Origin of the sequence: Pseudomonas maioricensis (assembly GCF_022790535.1) — a bacterium.
Lineage (GTDB): Bacteria > Pseudomonadota > Gammaproteobacteria > Pseudomonadales > Pseudomonadaceae > Aquipseudomonas > Aquipseudomonas maioricensis.
The window spans coordinates 57,485-74,684 of sequence record NZ_LOHG01000020.1 but is presented as its reverse complement, the minus strand read 5'-3'; the positions used below and the strand labels follow the sequence as shown (position 1 = coordinate 74,684).

Below are 17,200 nucleotides of genomic sequence, written 5' to 3'. Positions count from 1 at the left end.
GCATTTCTCCTGACATACCGCGCCATCGCAGCCTTCGGCAGCTCCTACAAGGTCACCCGTGCTGCGCGACAGCGTGGTGTCAGTGACACCCGGCAACCTCCTGTCGAACAAAATATAGCGACCCGACTTGGAGCGCTTTTTCCTGTAAAAGTGACCGGGGTGGGGCGCAACGCTGGTCTCACAGGGTCACTCTTCGTTCAATTCCGGTGTCCGGGGCGGGATCAGCCGTTTGCTGCCGGTCGACTCAAAGGCCGAAGCAAAGCGCAGCAGGTTCGAGTCGTCGTAGGCGCGCCCCGCAAATGTAAGGCCCACAGGCATGCCGATGTCTGCCATTACGCCCATGGGTACCGTAACGGTCGGCACCCCGAGGTGGCGAATGGCGAGATTGCCGTTGGCAACCCACACGCCGTTGCTCCAGGCAATGTCGGCGGAGTGCGGGTCGATATCGGCATTCGCCGGGCCAACATCAGCCACCGTCGGGAATAACACGGCATCAAGCTTCAAGCCTTCCATCCAGTCTTCCAGGTCGATGCGACGCGTCTGCTCCAGCCCCCTAAGCCCGTCAGGCAGGGTGGGGATCTGATTCCACGGGGTAATCCCTCGCTCGGCCATGCGTACATATTCGTCCATGCCGGCCGCCAGGTCGTCTTCGCGGTTAGGCAGGGTGCCGGGGTCATGGGGGAAAATTTTTGCGCCGTCGACATCAGCCAGACGATTCAATGCAGGGTCGGCATTGGCGCGCAGGAATTCGTCAAAAGCCCATGCCGATAAATCCCACAGTTCATGATGGAGAAACTCCTTGGAGACCAGTCCGCGGGTAAACACCGTAGGCGCACCTGGACGATCACCTTCGCAGTTCGACACCAGCGGGAAGTCCACCTCAATTACTTCCGCCCCGGCCGCCTCAAGCGTCTTGCGTGCCTCTTGCCACAGATCGATGACTGACGGGCGAGTGATGATGCGCTGCCCGGTCGGGCCGCCAATGCCAGGTTTTTCAGAGCTACCTGCTTCAGGGTCAGCATTGATGTACATGCGCGGGACGCCAAAACGCTTGCCCGCAAGGATCTTGGTGTCCGCCGCGAGTTTGGCATAGGACGCCGGACGTACCGAAGCAACGCTGGGGATAGTTACCCACGGCTGCAAGCGCCAGAGATCGCCACGGGTATCAGGATCTTCTGCAACGATGACATCAAGCACTTCCAGCAGGTCCGCCATGGTCCTCGCATAAGGCACGACCACGTCCATGGTCGGCGTCAACGGCCAGTTACCGCGTACCGATATGACTCCGCGCGAAGGCGTGTAGGCGCACAGACCATTGTTGGAGGCGGGGCCTCGGCCGCTCGACCAGGTTTCCTCTGCCATGCCGAATGCGGCGAAGCTCGCGGCAGTAGCAGTGCCTGCGCCGTTCGATGAACCGGAAGCAAACGGTGCCGTGAGGTAGTCAGCGTTATACGGGCTCTCGGCGCGGCCATACACACCGCGCTGCATGCCGCCATTGGCCATCGGCGGCATGTTGGTCTTGCCTAGGCAGATGGCTCCCGCCGCACGAAGGCGGCCAATGGTGAACGCATCGTGTTGGGCAATCAGGCTGGCAAATGCCGGGCTGCCTGAGGCGGCGGTGAGGCCCTTGACCAGATAACTGTCTTTGGCGGTGTAGGGAATACCATCAAGCGGCCCCAGCGTCTGACCTTTTGCCCGACGCGCATCCGATGCTTGGGCCTCAGCCATTGCCTCTGGATTGCGGACCACAACGGCGTTCAGTGCGGTGGCCGTGTCCGGACCATCGTAGGCGTCAATCCTTGCGAGGTAGGCACCGACCAGCTCGACGGCGGTGGTCTGCCCTGACTCAAGCGCAGTACGCAGGGCTGCGATGGAAACTTCTGTGACGTTGATCATTGGGTTCTCACTTAATGAACTCTTTTAGTCATGGCCAGAATGATCTCGAAAAGTTCTGACTTAGCCTCTTCCGCGGAAATCTCGTCCATGGCGGCGGCATTCGACAGCGCGTCGGCAGCGCCGAGCATGGCGCGCATTTGAGCATTCGTAATCTGACTGTTTTCGCTGTCGTTGGCTAAGGCCGCGCGACACTTATCCATAAAAATCTGTTCGTAATCACGCTTGATTTTCTCAAGCTCGGGGGAGCTGCTCAGCGCTGCAATCACCCCGGGTATCTCGCGACCTTGTAGCAGCACACAATCGACATAAGAGTCGGCAATCACTCTGGCGCGGGCTTGCACGGTCGCGCCGCCGTTGCGCAGGGCTTCATCAAACAGGGCGGTCTGGCGCGTATCGAAATCCTGATAAAGCCGTGCAAGCAGCAGTGGGCGAGTCGGGAAATGATCATAGACAACGGGCTTGGTGACACCGGCTGTTTGGGCGAGGTGGCCAAGTGTCAGGCTTTCAGTGCCTTCTTCCCGAACGATCTGCCACGCGACTTCCAGTAACTGGCTCAAGCGACCTTCCCGAGACATCCGTTGGCGCGGTTTCGAGGCTGAAGGTTGGCTTGACATGATTATATACCAAAGGTAACTTAAAGTTAATGTACGAAAAGTATATAGCTATCAGCACTCATCAGCAATCATCTGCATTGGAGCTTCCGCATGCACGCACTCATTGTCGTCAGCCACCCTGATACGAGCTCTTTGACTCACAGCATCGCCAGGCATATTGCACAGGGCATTACCGACGCGGATTCGCAAAACACTGCTGAAGTAGTTGATCTGTCGGCCTCGGGATTCGACCCTCGCTTCACCGCTGCTGACGGTGCCGTCCACCGGAGGGAAGGGCCTGCACCCGCAGATGTCATTGCCGAGCAGGCACGGATCGACGCGGCAGACGCCTTGATCCTCGTTTACCCGGTTTACTGGTGGTCCTTGCCTGCGCTGCTTAAAGGCTGGATAGACCGGGTCTTTTCCAACGGCTGGGCGTTTGACTTCAGCTCAGATGCAAAGTTGATCAAGAAGCTGGGCGGTCTCAGGGTGCATCTGGTGGGAGTAGGGGGCGCTGATGCTGGCACCTATGAGCGTCATGGCTATGCCTCGGCCATGAGAGTGCAAATCGATCACGGTATCTTTGACTATTGCGGGGCGAAGGTCGTGACCTCCGGGCTAATGCTGGACTCCGAAACCCAGGATCCGGCCGTTCACCTGGACGCTGCCTACGAGAAAGGCAGCGCTATTTTCTCAGGGTGAGGGGTCTTCCTGGTCCGTTCCAGGTCTGGATTACTCTTTGACGTCCATGAACTCTTTAGCCCAGGCCACATAGTTCTCGGGCAGGGTATAGGTGTGGGTCAACTCGGTAGCGCTCAGGTTCGAGGTGCTGTGAGTCACCTGGCGCTGGGCGCGCAGTGAATCGTAAGTCGCTTTGATTGCTGCGAAGTAAGCCGCATGGCCCTTGACGATTATGCGGACGCCCAGACTGGCCAGACGTTGCATGTCATTGAGCTTGGGATTGCCGTAGGTCACCAGCATCAGCGGCACGGAGAGGTGTTCCGAGATCTGTTCCAGGTGTTCGAAATCATTGATACCGACGATGCATATCCCGTCGGCGCCAGCTTTTTCATAAGCCAGGGTGCGCTCAATGATGTCTTTGACCGGCAGGACACCGGCGTTCGTTCTGGCGATGATCGACAGTTCGGGATCAATGCGTGCTTCCAGCGCCGCTTTGACCTTGCCGATACCTTCTTCGATGGTAATCAGGTCTGTCGATTTACGACCGAACTGTGCGGGCAGAAGCGTGTCTTCAATGGTCAGAGCCGCCACGCCCGCACGCTCAAGCTCTTCAACGGTGCGCATCACGTTCAGGGCGTTGCCGTAGCCGTGGTCGGCATCGGCAATAAAGGGAAGCTGCGCAACACGGCCAATTCGGGTGGCTTGTTCAGCGAACTCAGTCAACGTAATAAGCGCGAAGTCCGGGGCTGCCAATACCTGCAGCGAGGCTACGGAACCTCCCAGTATCCCGACTTCAAAACCCAGGTCTCCGGCGATGCGTGCAGACATCGGATCAAAGACTGAAGCGGTTTCGAAGCAGGTTTGTGAGGCGAGCAGCGCTCGAAAATTTTGGCGCAGCGCCAAGTGGGACATTCTGGGCATGACGTTTCCTGATTCTAGGCTTCTTCATATTCGTAGTGGCGCGAGACTACCATGCAGGAAAATATAGGGTTATGACGTTTGAGAATGCCCTATGCGCCAAATGCATGATGCAAGCCTGGCAAGGCTTCTACCCTCAGGTAGAAGCCTTGCTTCACATCCTCCGCCTGTCTTGATCCAGACATCAAGACAAATATTACGGCGCGCGCCCTCCAATGTGCTTGATCAGCCTGCAGTGGAGCACCAGCAGTTGCGGCCCTGTTGTTTCGCCAGATAAAGACAGCCGTCCGCTGACTTCAGCAAATTGGCGGGCGTCACCTCTTCTCGGCCTGGTTGACTGGCCGTTACGCCCGCGCTGGCCGTCACCTTGCCCAAAGGGTGTGTGACATGTTCGATATTCAATGCCCTGATCGCTTCCAGAATTGCTTCCGCAACCCGTGTTGCGCCTGCCTTGTCGGTGTTGGGCAGCAACACGGTGAACTCTTCGCCGCCGTATCGGACAGCAAGGTCCCCTGGCCTCTGAACGGCTTGCTGGATAGCGCCACCTACAGCGGTCAGGCAATCATCGCCAGCGGCATGTCCGTACTGGTCGTTGTAGCGTTTGAAGTAATCGACATCGAGCATGATCAACGCCAGAGACGTGTTCTGCCGTTTGGCCAGACGAATCTCATCCAGTAATGCACTGTCCAGGCGCCTGCGATTTCCGAGCCCGGTCATGCTGTCGGTCAGCGCCATATCTCGCATGGCCTGGTGAGCATCCCGGATCTCCCGTTCCATGGCCATTCTCTGACGCAACTGGATCAAGACAATCAGCGCAAAGATCGAGAGCACGATAATTAGCGACAGCAGAATCAATCCACTTTTCAGCAGATCAAGCCGCCAGGGCGCAACAATCGACTCTCGCGAAAGGCCTGCCTCCACGACTAACGGATAAGTACTCAGCGCTCTGTAGCCATAGAGGCGTTCGGTATCGTCCACCACGGCTTTTACAGCAGCGATGCCTTCATTGGAGTTGGGCAGGTAGGATTTGAAAATCTCGCTGTTCGCCAGACTTTGCCCAACCACGGATGCAACAAAAGGACGCCTGACCAGGATGGTCCCGTTGCGCATGGCGAGAACCAGTGCCCCCTTGTCATCAATTTTGAAGTCGCCGTAATAGTCGACGAAATAACTGACTTTGATTGTCCCCAGCAGCACCCCGGCAAATGAGCCGTCACTGTTATTCAAACGACGAGAGATAGGGATGATCAGGTCGTTGGTTGATTTACTTCGCACGACGGCGCTGATACGAACGCTGCGATCATTGTGAGTGCGGTGATATTGAAAATAATCCCGGTCAGCATTATTGGCGGTTTCAGGCGTGACCTCTTTGTCTGTCACTACCCATTGTCCATCGGGGCCGTAGATAAAAAGACCATGCAGTTGCGGCATGATTCTGGATTGCTGGACCAGCAGCTTGTGGATGCGCGGGACGTCGAGATGCTCTAAACCGTCACCTTCCACTCGTTCGCTGAGGGCCGCCGTCAGTACGTCGACTTGCCGTATGGCATCTTCAGCGTGCTGTGCGGTTGCGCGGGCCAGATTTGTGACTGAGTCCTGAGCGGATGAGAAGGCGGAACGATAATCTCGCCATGTACGCCAACCCTCGACGCTCAGAAAGGCGAGGATCACAACCAGCATGAAGATGACCGTAAGCCGAAAAGTCGCTCCGGTTCGCATTGCTTTCGCCGCATAAATTTCGACAGGGCTTGCTGACTCGTGCTCTGGCGAGTTGCGTCCGGGCATTAACATCTCCTTCAAACCTGCTTCATTCAACGGCGTGGCTGACCTGAAATGAACGTTGTTCGATTAGGACAAGGCGGCCTGCGGATGGTGCATTTTGCGTTTAACCTCCTCAACCATTGGAAGGGGGCTGACCGAATGTCCGTAGACCGGGTGTTTTGGCCCGCGCATCATGCAACCGCCTTTCACGGTTTACCAGTAATGCCTCAAACAGATTTGAGCGAGGGGACGGTGCAACTGAACTGCCCCCCGGAATCTGGACACTTGGTCCAGACTTCGGGGGGCAGTTCATGGGCTCAGGTCATTGCAAACCTGATAGGCGCTGCTCGGGGTAAAAGAATCACCAGACGCTTAGCGACGATCCAGCCACACGGTCTGTGCGTTGCAGAATTCGCGCAGGCCAAAGTGTGAAAGCTCACGGCCAAAACCGCTTTTTTTCACACCACCAAAGGCTACCCGTGGGTCGCTGCCGCTGTAACCATTGATGAATACGCCTCCGGTTTCCAGTTCATCAGCCATTTTGCGAGCCTGATCAACATTGCGAGTGTAGACAGTCGCGGTAAGGCCGAACTCGCTGTCATTGGCCAGTGACAGCGCATGGGCAGCGTCACGGGCGGTGATGATTGACGCGACCGGGCCGAACAACTCTTCCTTGAAAGAGGTCATCTGGTCGGTAACATTGGCGAAAACCGTCGGCTCGTAAAAATTTCCAGAGCCTTCTGTTTTTCTGCCACCGAGTAATAACGTTGCGCCTTCACGAAGAGTGGCCTGCACCTGACCGTCCAGCTCGTCGCGCAAGTCGAAACGGGCCATTGGGCCGACATAGGTGTCTGCCAGCAGTGGATCACCCACTGAAAGCCGACGTGTCGCCTCGACGAATTTGCGGGTGAATTCCTCCACCACACCTTCCTCGATAATCAGGCGTTTGGCGGCTGCGCAAACCTGCCCGCTGTTCTGGAAACGTCCGACAACGGCGGCGTTAACCGCTACGTCCAGATCCGCATCATTGAGCACAATGAACGGGTCGGAGCCGCCCAGTTCCAGCACGCATTTTTTCAGCGCAGCCCCGGCCTGAGCCCCGATCGCCATACCGGCACGGACGCTGCCAGTCAGGGTGACAGCTGCAATTCGCGGGTCGGCAATCGCTTTGGAAACACCCTCTGGCGTTACGTTGATAACTTCAAAAATACCGTCTGCAAATCCTGCACGCTTGAACGCGTCCTGCAGCAGGTAGGCGCTGCCCATTACATTGGGCGCATGCTTCAAGACATAGGTATTACCGGCAAGCAGCACTGGCACCGCGCCGCGCAGCACTTGCCAGACAGGGAAATTCCACGGCATCACCGCGAGGATCGGGCCGAGAGGGCGGTACTCGATCTGGGCTTTACCGCCCTCAACCAGAGTCGGTTCGGCGCTTAGCATGGCCGGGCCGTGTTCTGCGTACCACTCACACAGTTGTGCGCATTTTTCAATTTCGCCTCGGGCCTGGGTAATCGGTTTGCCCATTTCCTGGGTGATCATGTTTGCCATGTTGGTGGCGTTGTCGCGTAACGCTCTGGCCAGGGCAACCATCAACTGAGCTCGATCTGTCACGGCTGTTTTGCGCCATGGGGCATAACTGCTGGAAGCCCGGGACAAGGCGCTATCGAGGGCCGCCTCAGATTCAAAAGGATAATGGCCGATCTGCTCGCCGTTGGCGGGATTGATCGAGATGGCATGGGTAACGCTGGAGATAGTAGTCATTGCACCGTCCTGCTGGGTGGGGAATGCGTTCAGGTTACGGCGCTGTTGTTTTTATGAAAACTGAATAATACTGAGCGTATCTTTCACAAAAGGAGAATGGTGTGGATCTGGTCCAGCTGGAAATGTTCAAGGCCGTTGCCGAACAGGGCAGCATCAGCGCTGCCGCGCAACACATCCATCGCGTGCCTTCCAACCTGACCACCCGGATCAAACAGCTTGAGCAGGATCTGGGCGTGGATCTGTTTATCCGGGAAAAAAGCCGCTTGCGTCTTTCGCCAGCAGGCTGGAGCTTCCTCGATTACGCACGGCGTATTCTCGACCTTGTGGGGGAGGCTCGCGCCACGGTTGCCGGTGAAGAGCCTCAGGGGTCATTTGCTCTTGGCTCACTTGAGAGCACGGCGGCGGTGCGGATTCCCGAATTGCTGGCCGCTTATAACCAGCAGTACTCGAAGGTTGAACTCGATCTGTCCACTGGCCCGTCTGGCACCATGATCGATGCCGTACTGGCGGGCAGGCTGGTGGCGGCCTTTGTCGATGGCCCGGTTTTGCACCCGGCACTTGAGGGCGTACCCGCGTTCGAGGAGGAGATGGTGCTGATTGCGCCACTCAACCATGCACCGATCGGCAGAGCGCTGGACGTCAGCGGCGAAAATATTTACGCCTTTCGTTCCAACTGCTCTTACCGCCATCACTTCGAGCAGTGGTTCGCCGCCGACGCGGCGGTGCCCGGCAAGATATTCGAAATGGAGTCGTATCACGGGATGCTTGCCTGCGTCAGCGCCGGTGCTGGCCTGGCGCTGATGCCGCGCAGCATGTTGCAGAGCATGCCGGGCTGCACCACGGTCAGCGTCTGGCCGATGGCAGAAGCGTTCCGGTTTTTACGCACCTGGCTGGTATGGCGCAAAGGCACCGTTTCGCGCAGCCTGACCATGTTCGTGCGGATGCTGGAGGAGCGGGGCGTGGTTCAACAAGAGTCATTAAATACATGACCTGTCGGAGCCAACTTGTTGGCGAAACATCAAACAGGCGCATTCAGATATTGCGTCTCGCCAATAAGTTGGCTTTTATAGGGCTGTTTCAAACTATCGTTCTAAACAATATTCAACATCACAACTTAAAACTTCTGTTTCCTGAATAAATCCGGAAAATACCCGGCATTGGAAACCCTGCCCTTTGGCAGATTTGTTATTCAGGATTTCGTTAATGCGTCTCTCTCTCTTTTGTACTTCCGCACTTGCCGTTTCTCTTCTGACTGGCTGTGCCTCTGCGCCCAATCAGCCGACCCGTGTATTGCAAACGGCCAAGTCACCCGAGCAATACACCGACTGCCTTGTGCCCAAGTTGCAGGAACGCAAGTTCGCGCCGACGTTGTCACAAAGCCAGCGCCACTATCGAGTTGTGGTCTCCAGTGCTATTGCAGCAGACAACGTGATCGAGGCTTACAAAGCCCCGACGGGAGGAAAGGTGTTCCTGTACGAGCGTCGACCGCTGGCTTCAAGTTTCACGCCTTCCAGTTTCGAGCAGGCGGCACAGGAGTGCCTGTAACGGTTGACTCATTGTTGCCCGCTACACAGATGTACGCTCCTGCCTGCTGATAGCTCCTCACGCCTTTGCATTTTTTGACAAGCGGTTCGATTTAGTCGCGGCCGCTCAAGCTCAATGGTTTCGAAGCCAGGAGAAAGCGTTTTGTGATCGAGGTATAGAGATCATACCATCATCACAGTATACAAATGAAAATGTGCATGCTAAACCTTTAGCCAGGTCAATCGCTTCGCCAAGCGGCCTGGCTTAGGTGAAATCGCTGCCTTACAGCGATCAAAATAAGAAATCACCTCATCACATCAGCAAGCGTGCAAACGCTCGCCGTAGATGAGTCGGAGAAACGACATGTCAACTGTCTCCGCATCCCATAGCGTCGAGAAATCGGCCATCCGCAAGATCTCACTCCGGCTGGTACCGTTCGTGGGGTTGATGTTTTTCATCAACTTCCTGGACCGCACGGCAATCTCTTTTGCAGGCCCCAATGGCATGACCCAGGACTTGGGCTTGACCATCGCGCAATTCGGCCTCGCTTCCGGGATCTTTTTCATTGGCTACATCCTTCTTGAAGTGCCCAGCAATCTGGCGCTGCATCGCTTCGGTGCGCGCAAATGGTTGGCCCGGATCATGGTCTCCTGGGGCATTGTTTCGCTGCTTTTCACTTGGGTCAGCAGCATCGAAGGGCTGTACGGTTTGCGTCTGCTGCTGGGTGTGGCCGAAGCAGGCTTCTTCCCTGGGGCGATTCTTTATCTGAGCCTGTGGGTGCCGTCGCGCTACCGCAGCAAAATTCTCTCGCTGTTTTATCTGGCGCAGCCGCTCACCGTGGTGATTGGCGCGCCGCTGGCGGCCTGGTTCATCGGGCATGACGGGCTGTTCGGTCTGGCGGGCTGGCGGGTGATGTTCCTCGGGGTGTCGTTGCCAGCGATTCTGGTCGGCTTCATCGCCTGGTACTACCTGGTGGACAAACCTTCCGATGCCAAATGGCTGAACAGCGAAGAAAAGGCCTGGCTGGAAGGTGAGCTTGAGCGTGAACAGCAGCAGACCCAATCCAGCCAGGGCCACTTGAGCGTAGGCCGCGCAATGTTGAACGGCCGCGTCTGGGTGCTGTGCCTGATCTACTTTGGTTTCATCTATGGCCTGTACGCGTTGTCGTTCTTCCTGCCGACCATTATTGGCGGGTTCCAGGCGCAGTTCGGCACCACCTTCACGGTCTTCGAGAAGGGGTTGATCACCGCAATACCTTATTTGCCTGCTGCAGTGGCTTTGTATTTCTGGTCACGTGACGCGACCAAACGTGGCTGCCGTACCTGGCACGTTGCACTGCCCGCGTTGACCGGTGCGGTGAGTATTCCCCTTGCCCTGGCAATGGGGTCGCCCGCCACGACAGTTGCAGTGGTAACCATCACCGCCTGCTCGATCTTCGCCGCGCTGCCTAACTTCTGGACCTTGCCCACTCAGTTTCTGACCGGCGCTTCGGCTGCCGCAGCAGTGGCGCTGATCAACACCGTCGGCAACGTTGCTGGCTTCTCCGCAGGCTTTGTCACCGGGATGCTCAAGGAAAGTACCGGCGGCTATACCGTGCCGATGTTTGTCGTCGGTGGGCTGATGCTGATGTCGGCGATTCTCATGGTCGCGCTCGGTAGCCAACGAAGAGTCGCTCCGGCCGCGACTATGGCCGGGCCTCAACCTGTCACACAGGGAGAATAATAAATGACGCGTTTATTCAATCAGCCATCAGCTTTTGCCGGGGAGTTAGTGGAGGGCTTTGTTGCGGTACACGGCGACAAGGTTCGTCAGGTAGCCGGTGGGGTAGTGCGCAGCACCGATACCCCGGCAGGTTCGGTCGCGGTGGTTATTGGCGGCGGTTCCGGGCACTACCCGGCGTTTGCCGGGCTGGTGGGGCAGGGGCTCGCGCATGCGGCGGTCATGGGCAACCTGTTTGCTTCGCCCTCGGCGCAGCAGATCTACAGCGTGTCGCGCATTGCGCACAAAGGTGGCGGGGTGTTGCTGGGTTACGGCAACTATGCCGGAGACGTGCTGCATTTCGGTTTGGCCAGAGATCGTCTCAACGCGGAAGGCATCCCTTGCGAGGTGATTGCCGTTACCGATGACATCTCCAGTGCATCTGTTGCCGAGCTGCATAAGCGCCGCGGTATTGCTGGCGATCTGGTGGTTTTCAAGGCCGCTTCCGCGGCTGCTGAAGCCGGTTATGAATTCGACGAAGTTGTGCGTGTAGCGCGGCATGCGAACCATCGCACTCGCTCACTGGGCGTGGCTTTTTCCGGCTGCACGCTACCGGGCGCCGATCAGCCTCTGTTCAACGTGCCCCACGGCAAAATGGCGCTAGGCATGGGCATTCACGGCGAGCCTGGTATCGATGAAGGGCCGGTGCCGACGGCTGATGAACTGGCTCAATTACTGGTTGCCGCGTTGCTCGACGAGTTGCCGGATGGCATCGACGAGGCGCAAGGTCAGCGTGTTGCGGTGATTCTCAACGGGCTGGGCAGCGTGAAGTATGAAGAGCTGTTCGTGGTTTACCGGCGCGTTGCGCAGTTGCTGAGCAGCGCAGGTTTGACAGTGGTTGAGCCTGAGGTCGGCGAACTGGTGACCAGTTTCGACATGGCCGGGGTGTCCTTGACCCTGTGCTGGCTGGATGAAGAGCTGGAGCTTTTCTGGCGTGCGCCGGTGTCGACGCCTGCCTACCGGAAAGGCTCGGTGTTATTGGCTAAACAGTCGGATGTACTGGACCTGCAACTGGTTGAGCAACAGGTCATCCCGCCCGCCAGCATGAAATCCCGTCGCTCTGCCAAGTGCGTGTTGCAGGCGCTGGAAAGGGCCGAAGCCACTGTGCTTGAACATGCAGACGAACTCGGTCGCATCGACGCCGTCGCCGGTGACGGTGACCACGGGATTGGCATGCAGCGCGGGGTCGTGGCTGCGGTCGCCAAGGCGCGGGAAATTCTGGCCCTCGACGGTGGCGCAGGCACGTTGCTGCGCTGTGCGGCAGACGCCTGGGCCGATAAAGCCGGTGGCACCTCCGGTGCTCTGTGGGGCGTCGCCTTGACGGCGTTGGGCACCACGCTCGGTGACCGGCTTGATCCGGACGCAGATCTGGTGGCCGAAGGAATACGCAAGGCCAGCGAGGGCATTATGCATTTCGGCAAGGCCCAGCCTGGCGATAAAACCATGGTCGATGTGTTGGTGCCATTCAGCCTGGCGCTGTGCGAAGCAGCGCAGCGCGGTCTTGAGCTGGGCGAGGCGTGGAGCGTCGCTGCACGGGTCGCTGAAGAGGCCGCCGCCGCGACGGCCGAACTGCGGCCACGCATCGGTCGTGCGCGGCCACTGGCTGAGAAAAGCCTCGGTACTCCAGATGCCGGTGCGGTTTCCCTTTCCCTGATTATCAGCGCGATCGAGCCAGTGCTGCTGGCTGGTATTCGTGCGTCCAGTCGTTCCGAGGAGACAGTCCATGAGTGACAAAATACGCATCGTTATCGGTTGCGATGATGCCGGTTACGAATACAAGGAAGCCCTCAAACGCGATTTGCTGGCCAATCCTCTGGTGGAGTTTATCGAGGACGTTGGTGTTGATGCCCAAAGCCACACGTCTTACCCCTTGGTGGCGATCGCGGCTGCCGAGAAAGTCGCAGCAGGGCTGGCCGATCGGGCACTGTTGATTTGCGGCACCGGGCTGGGCGTGGCAATTGCCGCCAATAAAGTGCCCGGCATCCGCGCAGTCACCGCACATGACAGCTTTTCAGTCGAGCGCGCGATCCTCAGCAACAACGCTCAAGTGCTGACATTTGGTCAGCGTGTAATTGGCCTGGAGCTGGCCCGGCGTCTGCTCAAGGAGTGGTTGACCTATCACTTTGACGAAACCTCGGCATCGGCTCTGAAGGTCAAAACCTTGAGTGATTACGAGCGAGTGAGCGCCAGATGAATGCCGCGATGAGCGCCCCGGTGGTGACGCTTGGCGTTAGCCTGAAGATGTATTTCGGCTACCAGCGCACGCTGGACTGGTGTAAAGCCATTGCCGCGCACATTGAGCAGCAGGCACACGTGCGCAGTGGCGCTGTCGAGATATTCATTATCCCGAGCTTCCCAATGTTGGCGCCCGCGCTGCAAATTTTCGCGGGCGGCGCTCAGGTCGGCGCGCAGAACATTTTCTGGGAAGACGAGGGCGCCTACACCGGTGAGGTCAGTCCGGCGGTGCTCAAGGAAATGGGCTGTCAGGTGGTGGAGATCGGTCACGCCGAGCGACGCCGCTATTTCGCAGAAACAGATCAGAACATCGCTGACAAAACCGCTGCTGCCTGGCGCAACTTTCTAACCCCGGTGCTGTGTCTGGGCGAAGCCGATGACAAGGGTATCGAGCACGCGGTTCAGGTTTGCATGCAACAACTGCAAGCGTCGTTGATCGCGGCCAGGCATGCAGGCCTGCAGGGCGATCTGATTCTTGCCTACGAGCCGCAATGGGCCATTGGCGCCAGTCAGGCTGCTTCACCGGATTACATTGGCAGCGTCTGCGCGCTGCTGAAAAGTCGCCTTGCCGGTGAGGGCTTGAGTAACGCGCGGGTGATCTACGGCGGCAGTGCCGGGCCGGGGCTGCTCAGCCAGTTGGGGGGGCAGGTCGACGGTCTTTTTCTCGGCCGTTTTGCCCACGACCCCGCAGCTTTCAAATCGATTCTCGAAGAGGCTGTGCGCGTGTGTGAACGCAGCCTGACGATCTCGCGGGAGGCTAAGCAATGGCAATCGGCCTGAGTACTTATTCGTTTTTCTGGCGCGGTTCCGAGCGGGTACCGCGCCCGATGGACCTGTCGGCAATGCTGCAACACACCGCTGAACTCGGCGCCGGTGTATTCCAGATCTGCGATTACCGGGGCATTGAAGCGTTCTCGACGGAGCAACTTCAGGCCCTTAAATCCCAGGCTGATCAGCTTGGGATCGTTCTTGAGCTGGGCACTCGCGGGCTGGAAACCGCGCATTTGATCAAATATCTGGAAATCGCCCAAGTGCTCGATGTTCGCTTGCTGCGCAGCATGTTCAACAGCAATAGCCATAAGCCGAGCCCGGACCAAGCGTTCGGTTTGCTGGAAGCGGTAATGCCGCGCTTTGTCGAGCAGGACGTGAAGCTCGCCCTGGAAACCTACGAGCAGGTACCGACGCGGACCATCCTCGATGCAGTCGAGCGCGTCGACAGCCCCTGGTTGGGTATTTGTCTGGACCCGGGCAACTGCGTGGCCGCGCTGGAGCACCCGAAAAACGTCATCGACATGACCGCTCCGCGAGTGCTGAACCTGCACGTCAAAGACTTCAATTTTTCCCGTCGCGATGGCTGGGTAGGGTTCACCTTTGCGGGCTGCCCGATGGGTGAGGGCCTGCTGGATTACGACTACATGCGGGCGAAAGTGAACCCTGAACAAAACAACATCAACCAGATCATCGAGCATTGGCTGCCATGGCAATCAGATGCCGCGACAACCTGCGCACTCGAAGATCAATGGACCCGACACAACCTGAACTACCTGAATGCTAAGCAAAGCGAGGAGTGACCCCATGACATACGAACTCAAAAAAATTGCAATTGTGGGCGCTGGCGGAAAGATGGGCATGCGCATTTCCAAGAACCTGCAAGGCAGCCATTACAGTGTGACCTACTGTGAAAACTCCCCCCGGGCGCAGGAGCAGATTCTGGCCTCCGGACGGCAGTTGTCGGTGACCGAGGAAGTGGTGCCTCACGCTGACGTGGTTATCCTCGCCGTGCCTGATGTCGCGCTGGAAACCGTCTCCGGGCTGGTGGTGCCGCAGATGAAAAACGGTGCGATCCTGCTGACCCTCGACCCGGCAGCTTCCTATGCCGGGCTGTTGGCACAGCGTGACGGGATTCACCAGGCCGTGGCTCATCCGTGCCACCCCTCGGTTTTCCTGGAGCGCACCACCAAAGAAGAGCACGCCGACGCCTTTGGTGGCACCGCCGCGATTCAGGACGTGTGTGCTGCATTCGAAACCGGTAATGACAAACAGCGCTCCGAACTGGCCAACATCATTGCCGTGATGTACGGCCCGGTAGGAGAAGTGCACTGGGTCACGGTCAAGCAATTGGCCTACCTGGAGCCGACGCTGGTGGAAACCGTGGCGTGCATGGTGGGCAGCTTCATGAAGGAAGCGCTCGACGAAACCATCAATCGCATCGGTGTACCGGAAGCCGCGGCCAAGGCCATGCTGTACGGGCATATCCAGATCGCCCTGGCGGTGGCGTTCCGCAGCACCAATCCATTCTCGGATGCCTGCCTGATCGCCATCGATTACGGCCGTGAGCAAATCATCAAGCCGGACTGGAAAAAGATCTTCGATGAGAAGGAGCTGGATCTGATCATCGCCCGCATGCTCAAGATCGATGCGGTGCGTAAGGCCGACGCGGCTTGATTAACCCGGGTTAACCGCTAACGTTGCGCTCGGGGGCTCATACCTCCGGGCGTTTTTGTTTCTGTCTATCTATCCGGCTGAACAGGAGTTTTTATGCCGAACGCTAAACCCTTGCGTGGCGCTTTGATCGGCTGCGGTTTTTTTGCCCTTAACCAGCTACGTGCCTGGCAGGAACTGGAGGGCGTGGAGATCGTTGCCTTGTGTGATAACGATGCCGAACGTTTGGCTGCTTTTGCCAGCCACCATCCCGGCGCAGCGCAGTTCACCGATGCGCAGGTGATGCTCAATGAGTTGCATCTGGACTTCGTCGATATCGTGACACCGCCGGTTGCCCATAAACCGCTGGTGTTGATGGCGGCTCTGGCCGGTGTTCAGGTGATTTGCCAAAAGCCATTCGCGCTGACCCTTGATGACGCCCGAGTGATGATCAATACCTGTGCCGAGCAGGGAGTCAGCCTCACTGTGCATGAGAACTTCCGCTGGCAGGCGGCGATCCGAGCGACCATCGAACAGCTGCGCTCGGGTGTCATCGGCACGCCGTTTTTTGGCCGTATCAGCTTTCGCAGCGGGTTTGACGTGTACCGCTTGCAGCCTTATTTGGCCCAGACCCCACGTTTCATCGTTGAAGATTTGGGTGTCCACGTGCTGGATATCTCCCGTGCGCTGTTTGGTGACGTCGGCCGTCTGACCTGCGAAACACGACGGGTTAATCCAGCCATTAACGGCGAGGACGTCGCCACGTTGTTGTTGGCTCATGATTCGGGTGTTACCAGTGTGGTGGACTTCAGTTATGCCACGCGGGTTGAAAAAGATCCGTTCCCGCAGAGTCTGCTGGAAATCGACGGTAATAAAGGCTCGCTGCGGTTGTTGGCGGATTTCAGTCTGCAGGTACACGCTGAGGGGGTGACACGCGTGCTTGATGTGACGCCGAGCATTCCAGGATGGGCTGAGGCGCCGTGGTTTGCGATTCAGGAAAGTGTCTTGCGGTTACAGCGGGAGTGGTTGTTGAGCCAGCAGTCCGGCAGCCCGGCTGAAACATGTGGCAGTGACAACTTCAATACCCAGGCGTTGGTGGAAGCGGCGTATGAGTCGGCAGAAAAGGGTACTACCGTTAGGCCGCAGCGTTGGGGGTGATCTTTAGCTTTGTGTTCTGAGTGGCGCATCTTTTATTGTGTGCGTATCCATTTCTTAGGTAACGGCTGGTATTGGTTGCGCCCTTACGGCGCCTCACTTTTGTGAATCCGGAAGCCGGCCCAGACAAAAGTAAGCAAAACGCTCTTGCCCCACCACTGGGTGCCTCGCCTAGGCTCGGCATGCCCGTAATTCGACGTTGATTCGGCGGGCCGCCGCAAAGGGCCATCTATGGCCCAGTGCGGCTAAACCGGCATCCATGCCGGTTCACCCGCCGAATCAACATCGAATTCCGGCCGGCGTGGTTTAACGGGGCGCCTGAGATCAAAATCAAAAGCAGATCTAAAGCAGCAGGATCGCCTCGGACAGGTAGGAGCGAACTTGTTCGCGAGACGTCAGCACAGCCAACACAGACCTTGTCTGACACAACGCTTCGCAGCCTTCGGCAGCTCCTACAGAATATTGGTAGGTTCACACAACCAGGTCGGCTGTCA

General features: G+C 57.8%; 15 protein-coding genes. 10 read left to right on the top strand and 5 right to left on the bottom strand.

What is annotated here, in order from left to right:
- Positions 1-186 precede the first annotated feature (186 nt).
- Positions 187-1,896: an amidase gene (locus AUC61_RS22935; RefSeq protein ID WP_243248474.1), complete on the bottom strand. Its 1,710-nt coding sequence runs from the start codon at positions 1,894-1,896 to the stop codon at positions 187-189.
- Between the two features lie 11 nt (positions 1,897-1,907).
- Entirely contained in the window at positions 1,908-2,510 is a 603-nt protein-coding gene (locus AUC61_RS22930) for a TetR/AcrR family transcriptional regulator (RefSeq protein ID WP_243248473.1), read from the bottom strand.
- 90 nt (positions 2,511-2,600) lie between these two features.
- Between AUC61_RS22930 and AUC61_RS22925 the strand changes: the two genes are divergently transcribed.
- Positions 2,601-3,191 (top strand): NAD(P)H-dependent oxidoreductase, encoded by a 591-nt coding sequence (locus AUC61_RS22925; protein WP_243248472.1) that lies wholly within the window; start codon positions 2,601-2,603, stop codon positions 3,189-3,191.
- Between the two features lie 30 nt (positions 3,192-3,221).
- On the opposite strand, the gene AUC61_RS22920 is transcribed toward AUC61_RS22925, so the two are convergent.
- The 3 genes from AUC61_RS22920 to AUC61_RS22910 all read right to left on the bottom strand — a co-directional run bounded on the left by AUC61_RS22920 (position 3,222) and on the right by AUC61_RS22910 (position 7,613).
- The gene (locus AUC61_RS22920) at positions 3,222-4,091 is read right to left on the bottom strand and encodes an isocitrate lyase/PEP mutase family protein (RefSeq protein ID WP_243248471.1); all 870 of its coding nucleotides are present in this window, start codon (positions 4,089-4,091) and stop codon (positions 3,222-3,224) included.
- Between the two features lie 222 nt (positions 4,092-4,313).
- Complete coding sequence (locus tag AUC61_RS22915; protein WP_243248470.1) at positions 4,314-5,873, bottom strand: sensor domain-containing diguanylate cyclase; 1,560 nt, start codon at positions 5,871-5,873, stop codon at positions 4,314-4,316.
- 348 nt (positions 5,874-6,221) lie between these two features.
- Positions 6,222-7,613, bottom strand: coding sequence for an aldehyde dehydrogenase family protein (locus AUC61_RS22910; RefSeq protein ID WP_243248469.1), 1,392 nt, complete (start codon positions 7,611-7,613; stop codon positions 6,222-6,224).
- Between the two features lie 101 nt (positions 7,614-7,714).
- On the opposite strand from AUC61_RS22910, the gene ptrR reads away from it, so the two are divergent.
- From ptrR to AUC61_RS22865, 9 genes are all read left to right on the top strand, one after another.
- Positions 7,715-8,602 carry a putrescine utilization regulator PtrR gene (gene ptrR / locus AUC61_RS22905; RefSeq protein WP_243248468.1) on the top strand — a complete coding sequence of 296 codons (888 nt, stop codon included), beginning with the start codon at positions 7,715-7,717 and terminating at the stop codon, positions 8,600-8,602.
- Positions 8,603-8,816: 214 nt separating this feature from the next.
- Complete coding sequence (locus tag AUC61_RS22900) at positions 8,817-9,158, top strand: hypothetical protein (RefSeq protein ID WP_243248467.1); 342 nt, start codon at positions 8,817-8,819, stop codon at positions 9,156-9,158.
- Positions 9,159-9,500: 342 nt separating this feature from the next.
- The gene (locus AUC61_RS22895; protein ID WP_243248466.1) at positions 9,501-10,859 is read left to right on the top strand and encodes an MFS transporter; all 1,359 of its coding nucleotides are present in this window, start codon (positions 9,501-9,503) and stop codon (positions 10,857-10,859) included.
- Between the two features lie 3 nt (positions 10,860-10,862).
- Positions 10,863-12,626, top strand: a complete 1,764-nt coding sequence (locus AUC61_RS22890; RefSeq protein WP_243248465.1) for a dihydroxyacetone kinase family protein — start codon at positions 10,863-10,865, stop codon at positions 12,624-12,626.
- Positions 12,619-13,089 (top strand): ribose-5-phosphate isomerase, encoded by a 471-nt coding sequence (locus AUC61_RS22885; RefSeq protein ID WP_122666221.1) that lies wholly within the window; start codon positions 12,619-12,621, stop codon positions 13,087-13,089. The genes AUC61_RS22890 and AUC61_RS22885 overlap by 8 nt, the downstream gene beginning before the upstream one ends.
- Positions 13,086-13,910 (top strand): triose-phosphate isomerase family protein, encoded by an 825-nt coding sequence (locus AUC61_RS22880; RefSeq protein ID WP_243248464.1) that lies wholly within the window; start codon positions 13,086-13,088, stop codon positions 13,908-13,910. The genes AUC61_RS22885 and AUC61_RS22880 overlap by 4 nt, the downstream gene beginning before the upstream one ends.
- Positions 13,895-14,701, top strand: coding sequence for a sugar phosphate isomerase/epimerase family protein (locus AUC61_RS22875; protein ID WP_243248463.1), 807 nt, complete (start codon positions 13,895-13,897; stop codon positions 14,699-14,701). Before AUC61_RS22880 ends, AUC61_RS22875 begins: the two co-directional genes overlap by 16 nt.
- 4 nt (positions 14,702-14,705) lie before the next feature.
- Positions 14,706-15,575, top strand: coding sequence for a phosphogluconate dehydrogenase C-terminal domain-containing protein (locus tag AUC61_RS22870; protein WP_122666218.1), 870 nt, complete (start codon positions 14,706-14,708; stop codon positions 15,573-15,575).
- Between the two features lie 93 nt (positions 15,576-15,668).
- On the top strand, positions 15,669-16,709 hold the full coding sequence (locus tag AUC61_RS22865; RefSeq protein ID WP_243248462.1) for a Gfo/Idh/MocA family protein: 1,041 nt from the start codon (positions 15,669-15,671) through the stop codon (positions 16,707-16,709).
- Positions 16,710-17,200 lie beyond the last annotated feature (491 nt).

What these genes read in the sequence shown, in the direction of transcription:
- AUC61_RS22935 (WP_243248474.1), bottom strand. Translation starts at nt 1,896, where the DNA reads ATGATCAACGTCACAGAAGTTTCCATCGCAGCCCTGCGTACTGCGCTT.
- AUC61_RS22930 (WP_243248473.1), bottom strand. Translation starts at nt 2,510, where the DNA reads ATGTCAAGCCAACCTTCAGCCTCGAAACCGCGCCAACGGATGTCTCGG.
- AUC61_RS22925 (WP_243248472.1), top strand. Translation starts at nt 2,601, where the DNA reads ATGCACGCACTCATTGTCGTCAGCCACCCTGATACGAGCTCTTTGACT.
- AUC61_RS22920 (WP_243248471.1), bottom strand. Translation starts at nt 4,091, where the DNA reads ATGCCCAGAATGTCCCACTTGGCGCTGCGCCAAAATTTTCGAGCGCTG.
- AUC61_RS22915 (WP_243248470.1), bottom strand. Translation starts at nt 5,873, where the DNA reads ATGCCCGGACGCAACTCGCCAGAGCACGAGTCAGCAAGCCCTGTCGAA.
- AUC61_RS22910 (WP_243248469.1), bottom strand. Translation starts at nt 7,613, where the DNA reads ATGACTACTATCTCCAGCGTTACCCATGCCATCTCGATCAATCCCGCC.
- AUC61_RS22900 (WP_243248467.1), top strand. Translation starts at nt 8,817, where the DNA reads ATGCGTCTCTCTCTCTTTTGTACTTCCGCACTTGCCGTTTCTCTTCTG.
- AUC61_RS22895 (WP_243248466.1), top strand. Translation starts at nt 9,501, where the DNA reads ATGTCAACTGTCTCCGCATCCCATAGCGTCGAGAAATCGGCCATCCGC.
- AUC61_RS22890 (WP_243248465.1), top strand. Translation starts at nt 10,863, where the DNA reads ATGACGCGTTTATTCAATCAGCCATCAGCTTTTGCCGGGGAGTTAGTG.
- AUC61_RS22885 (WP_122666221.1), top strand. Translation starts at nt 12,619, where the DNA reads ATGAGTGACAAAATACGCATCGTTATCGGTTGCGATGATGCCGGTTAC.
- AUC61_RS22880 (WP_243248464.1), top strand. Translation starts at nt 13,086, where the DNA reads ATGAATGCCGCGATGAGCGCCCCGGTGGTGACGCTTGGCGTTAGCCTG.
- AUC61_RS22875 (WP_243248463.1), top strand. Translation starts at nt 13,895, where the DNA reads ATGGCAATCGGCCTGAGTACTTATTCGTTTTTCTGGCGCGGTTCCGAG.
- AUC61_RS22870 (WP_122666218.1), top strand. Translation starts at nt 14,706, where the DNA reads ATGACATACGAACTCAAAAAAATTGCAATTGTGGGCGCTGGCGGAAAG.
- AUC61_RS22865 (WP_243248462.1), top strand. Translation starts at nt 15,669, where the DNA reads ATGCCGAACGCTAAACCCTTGCGTGGCGCTTTGATCGGCTGCGGTTTT.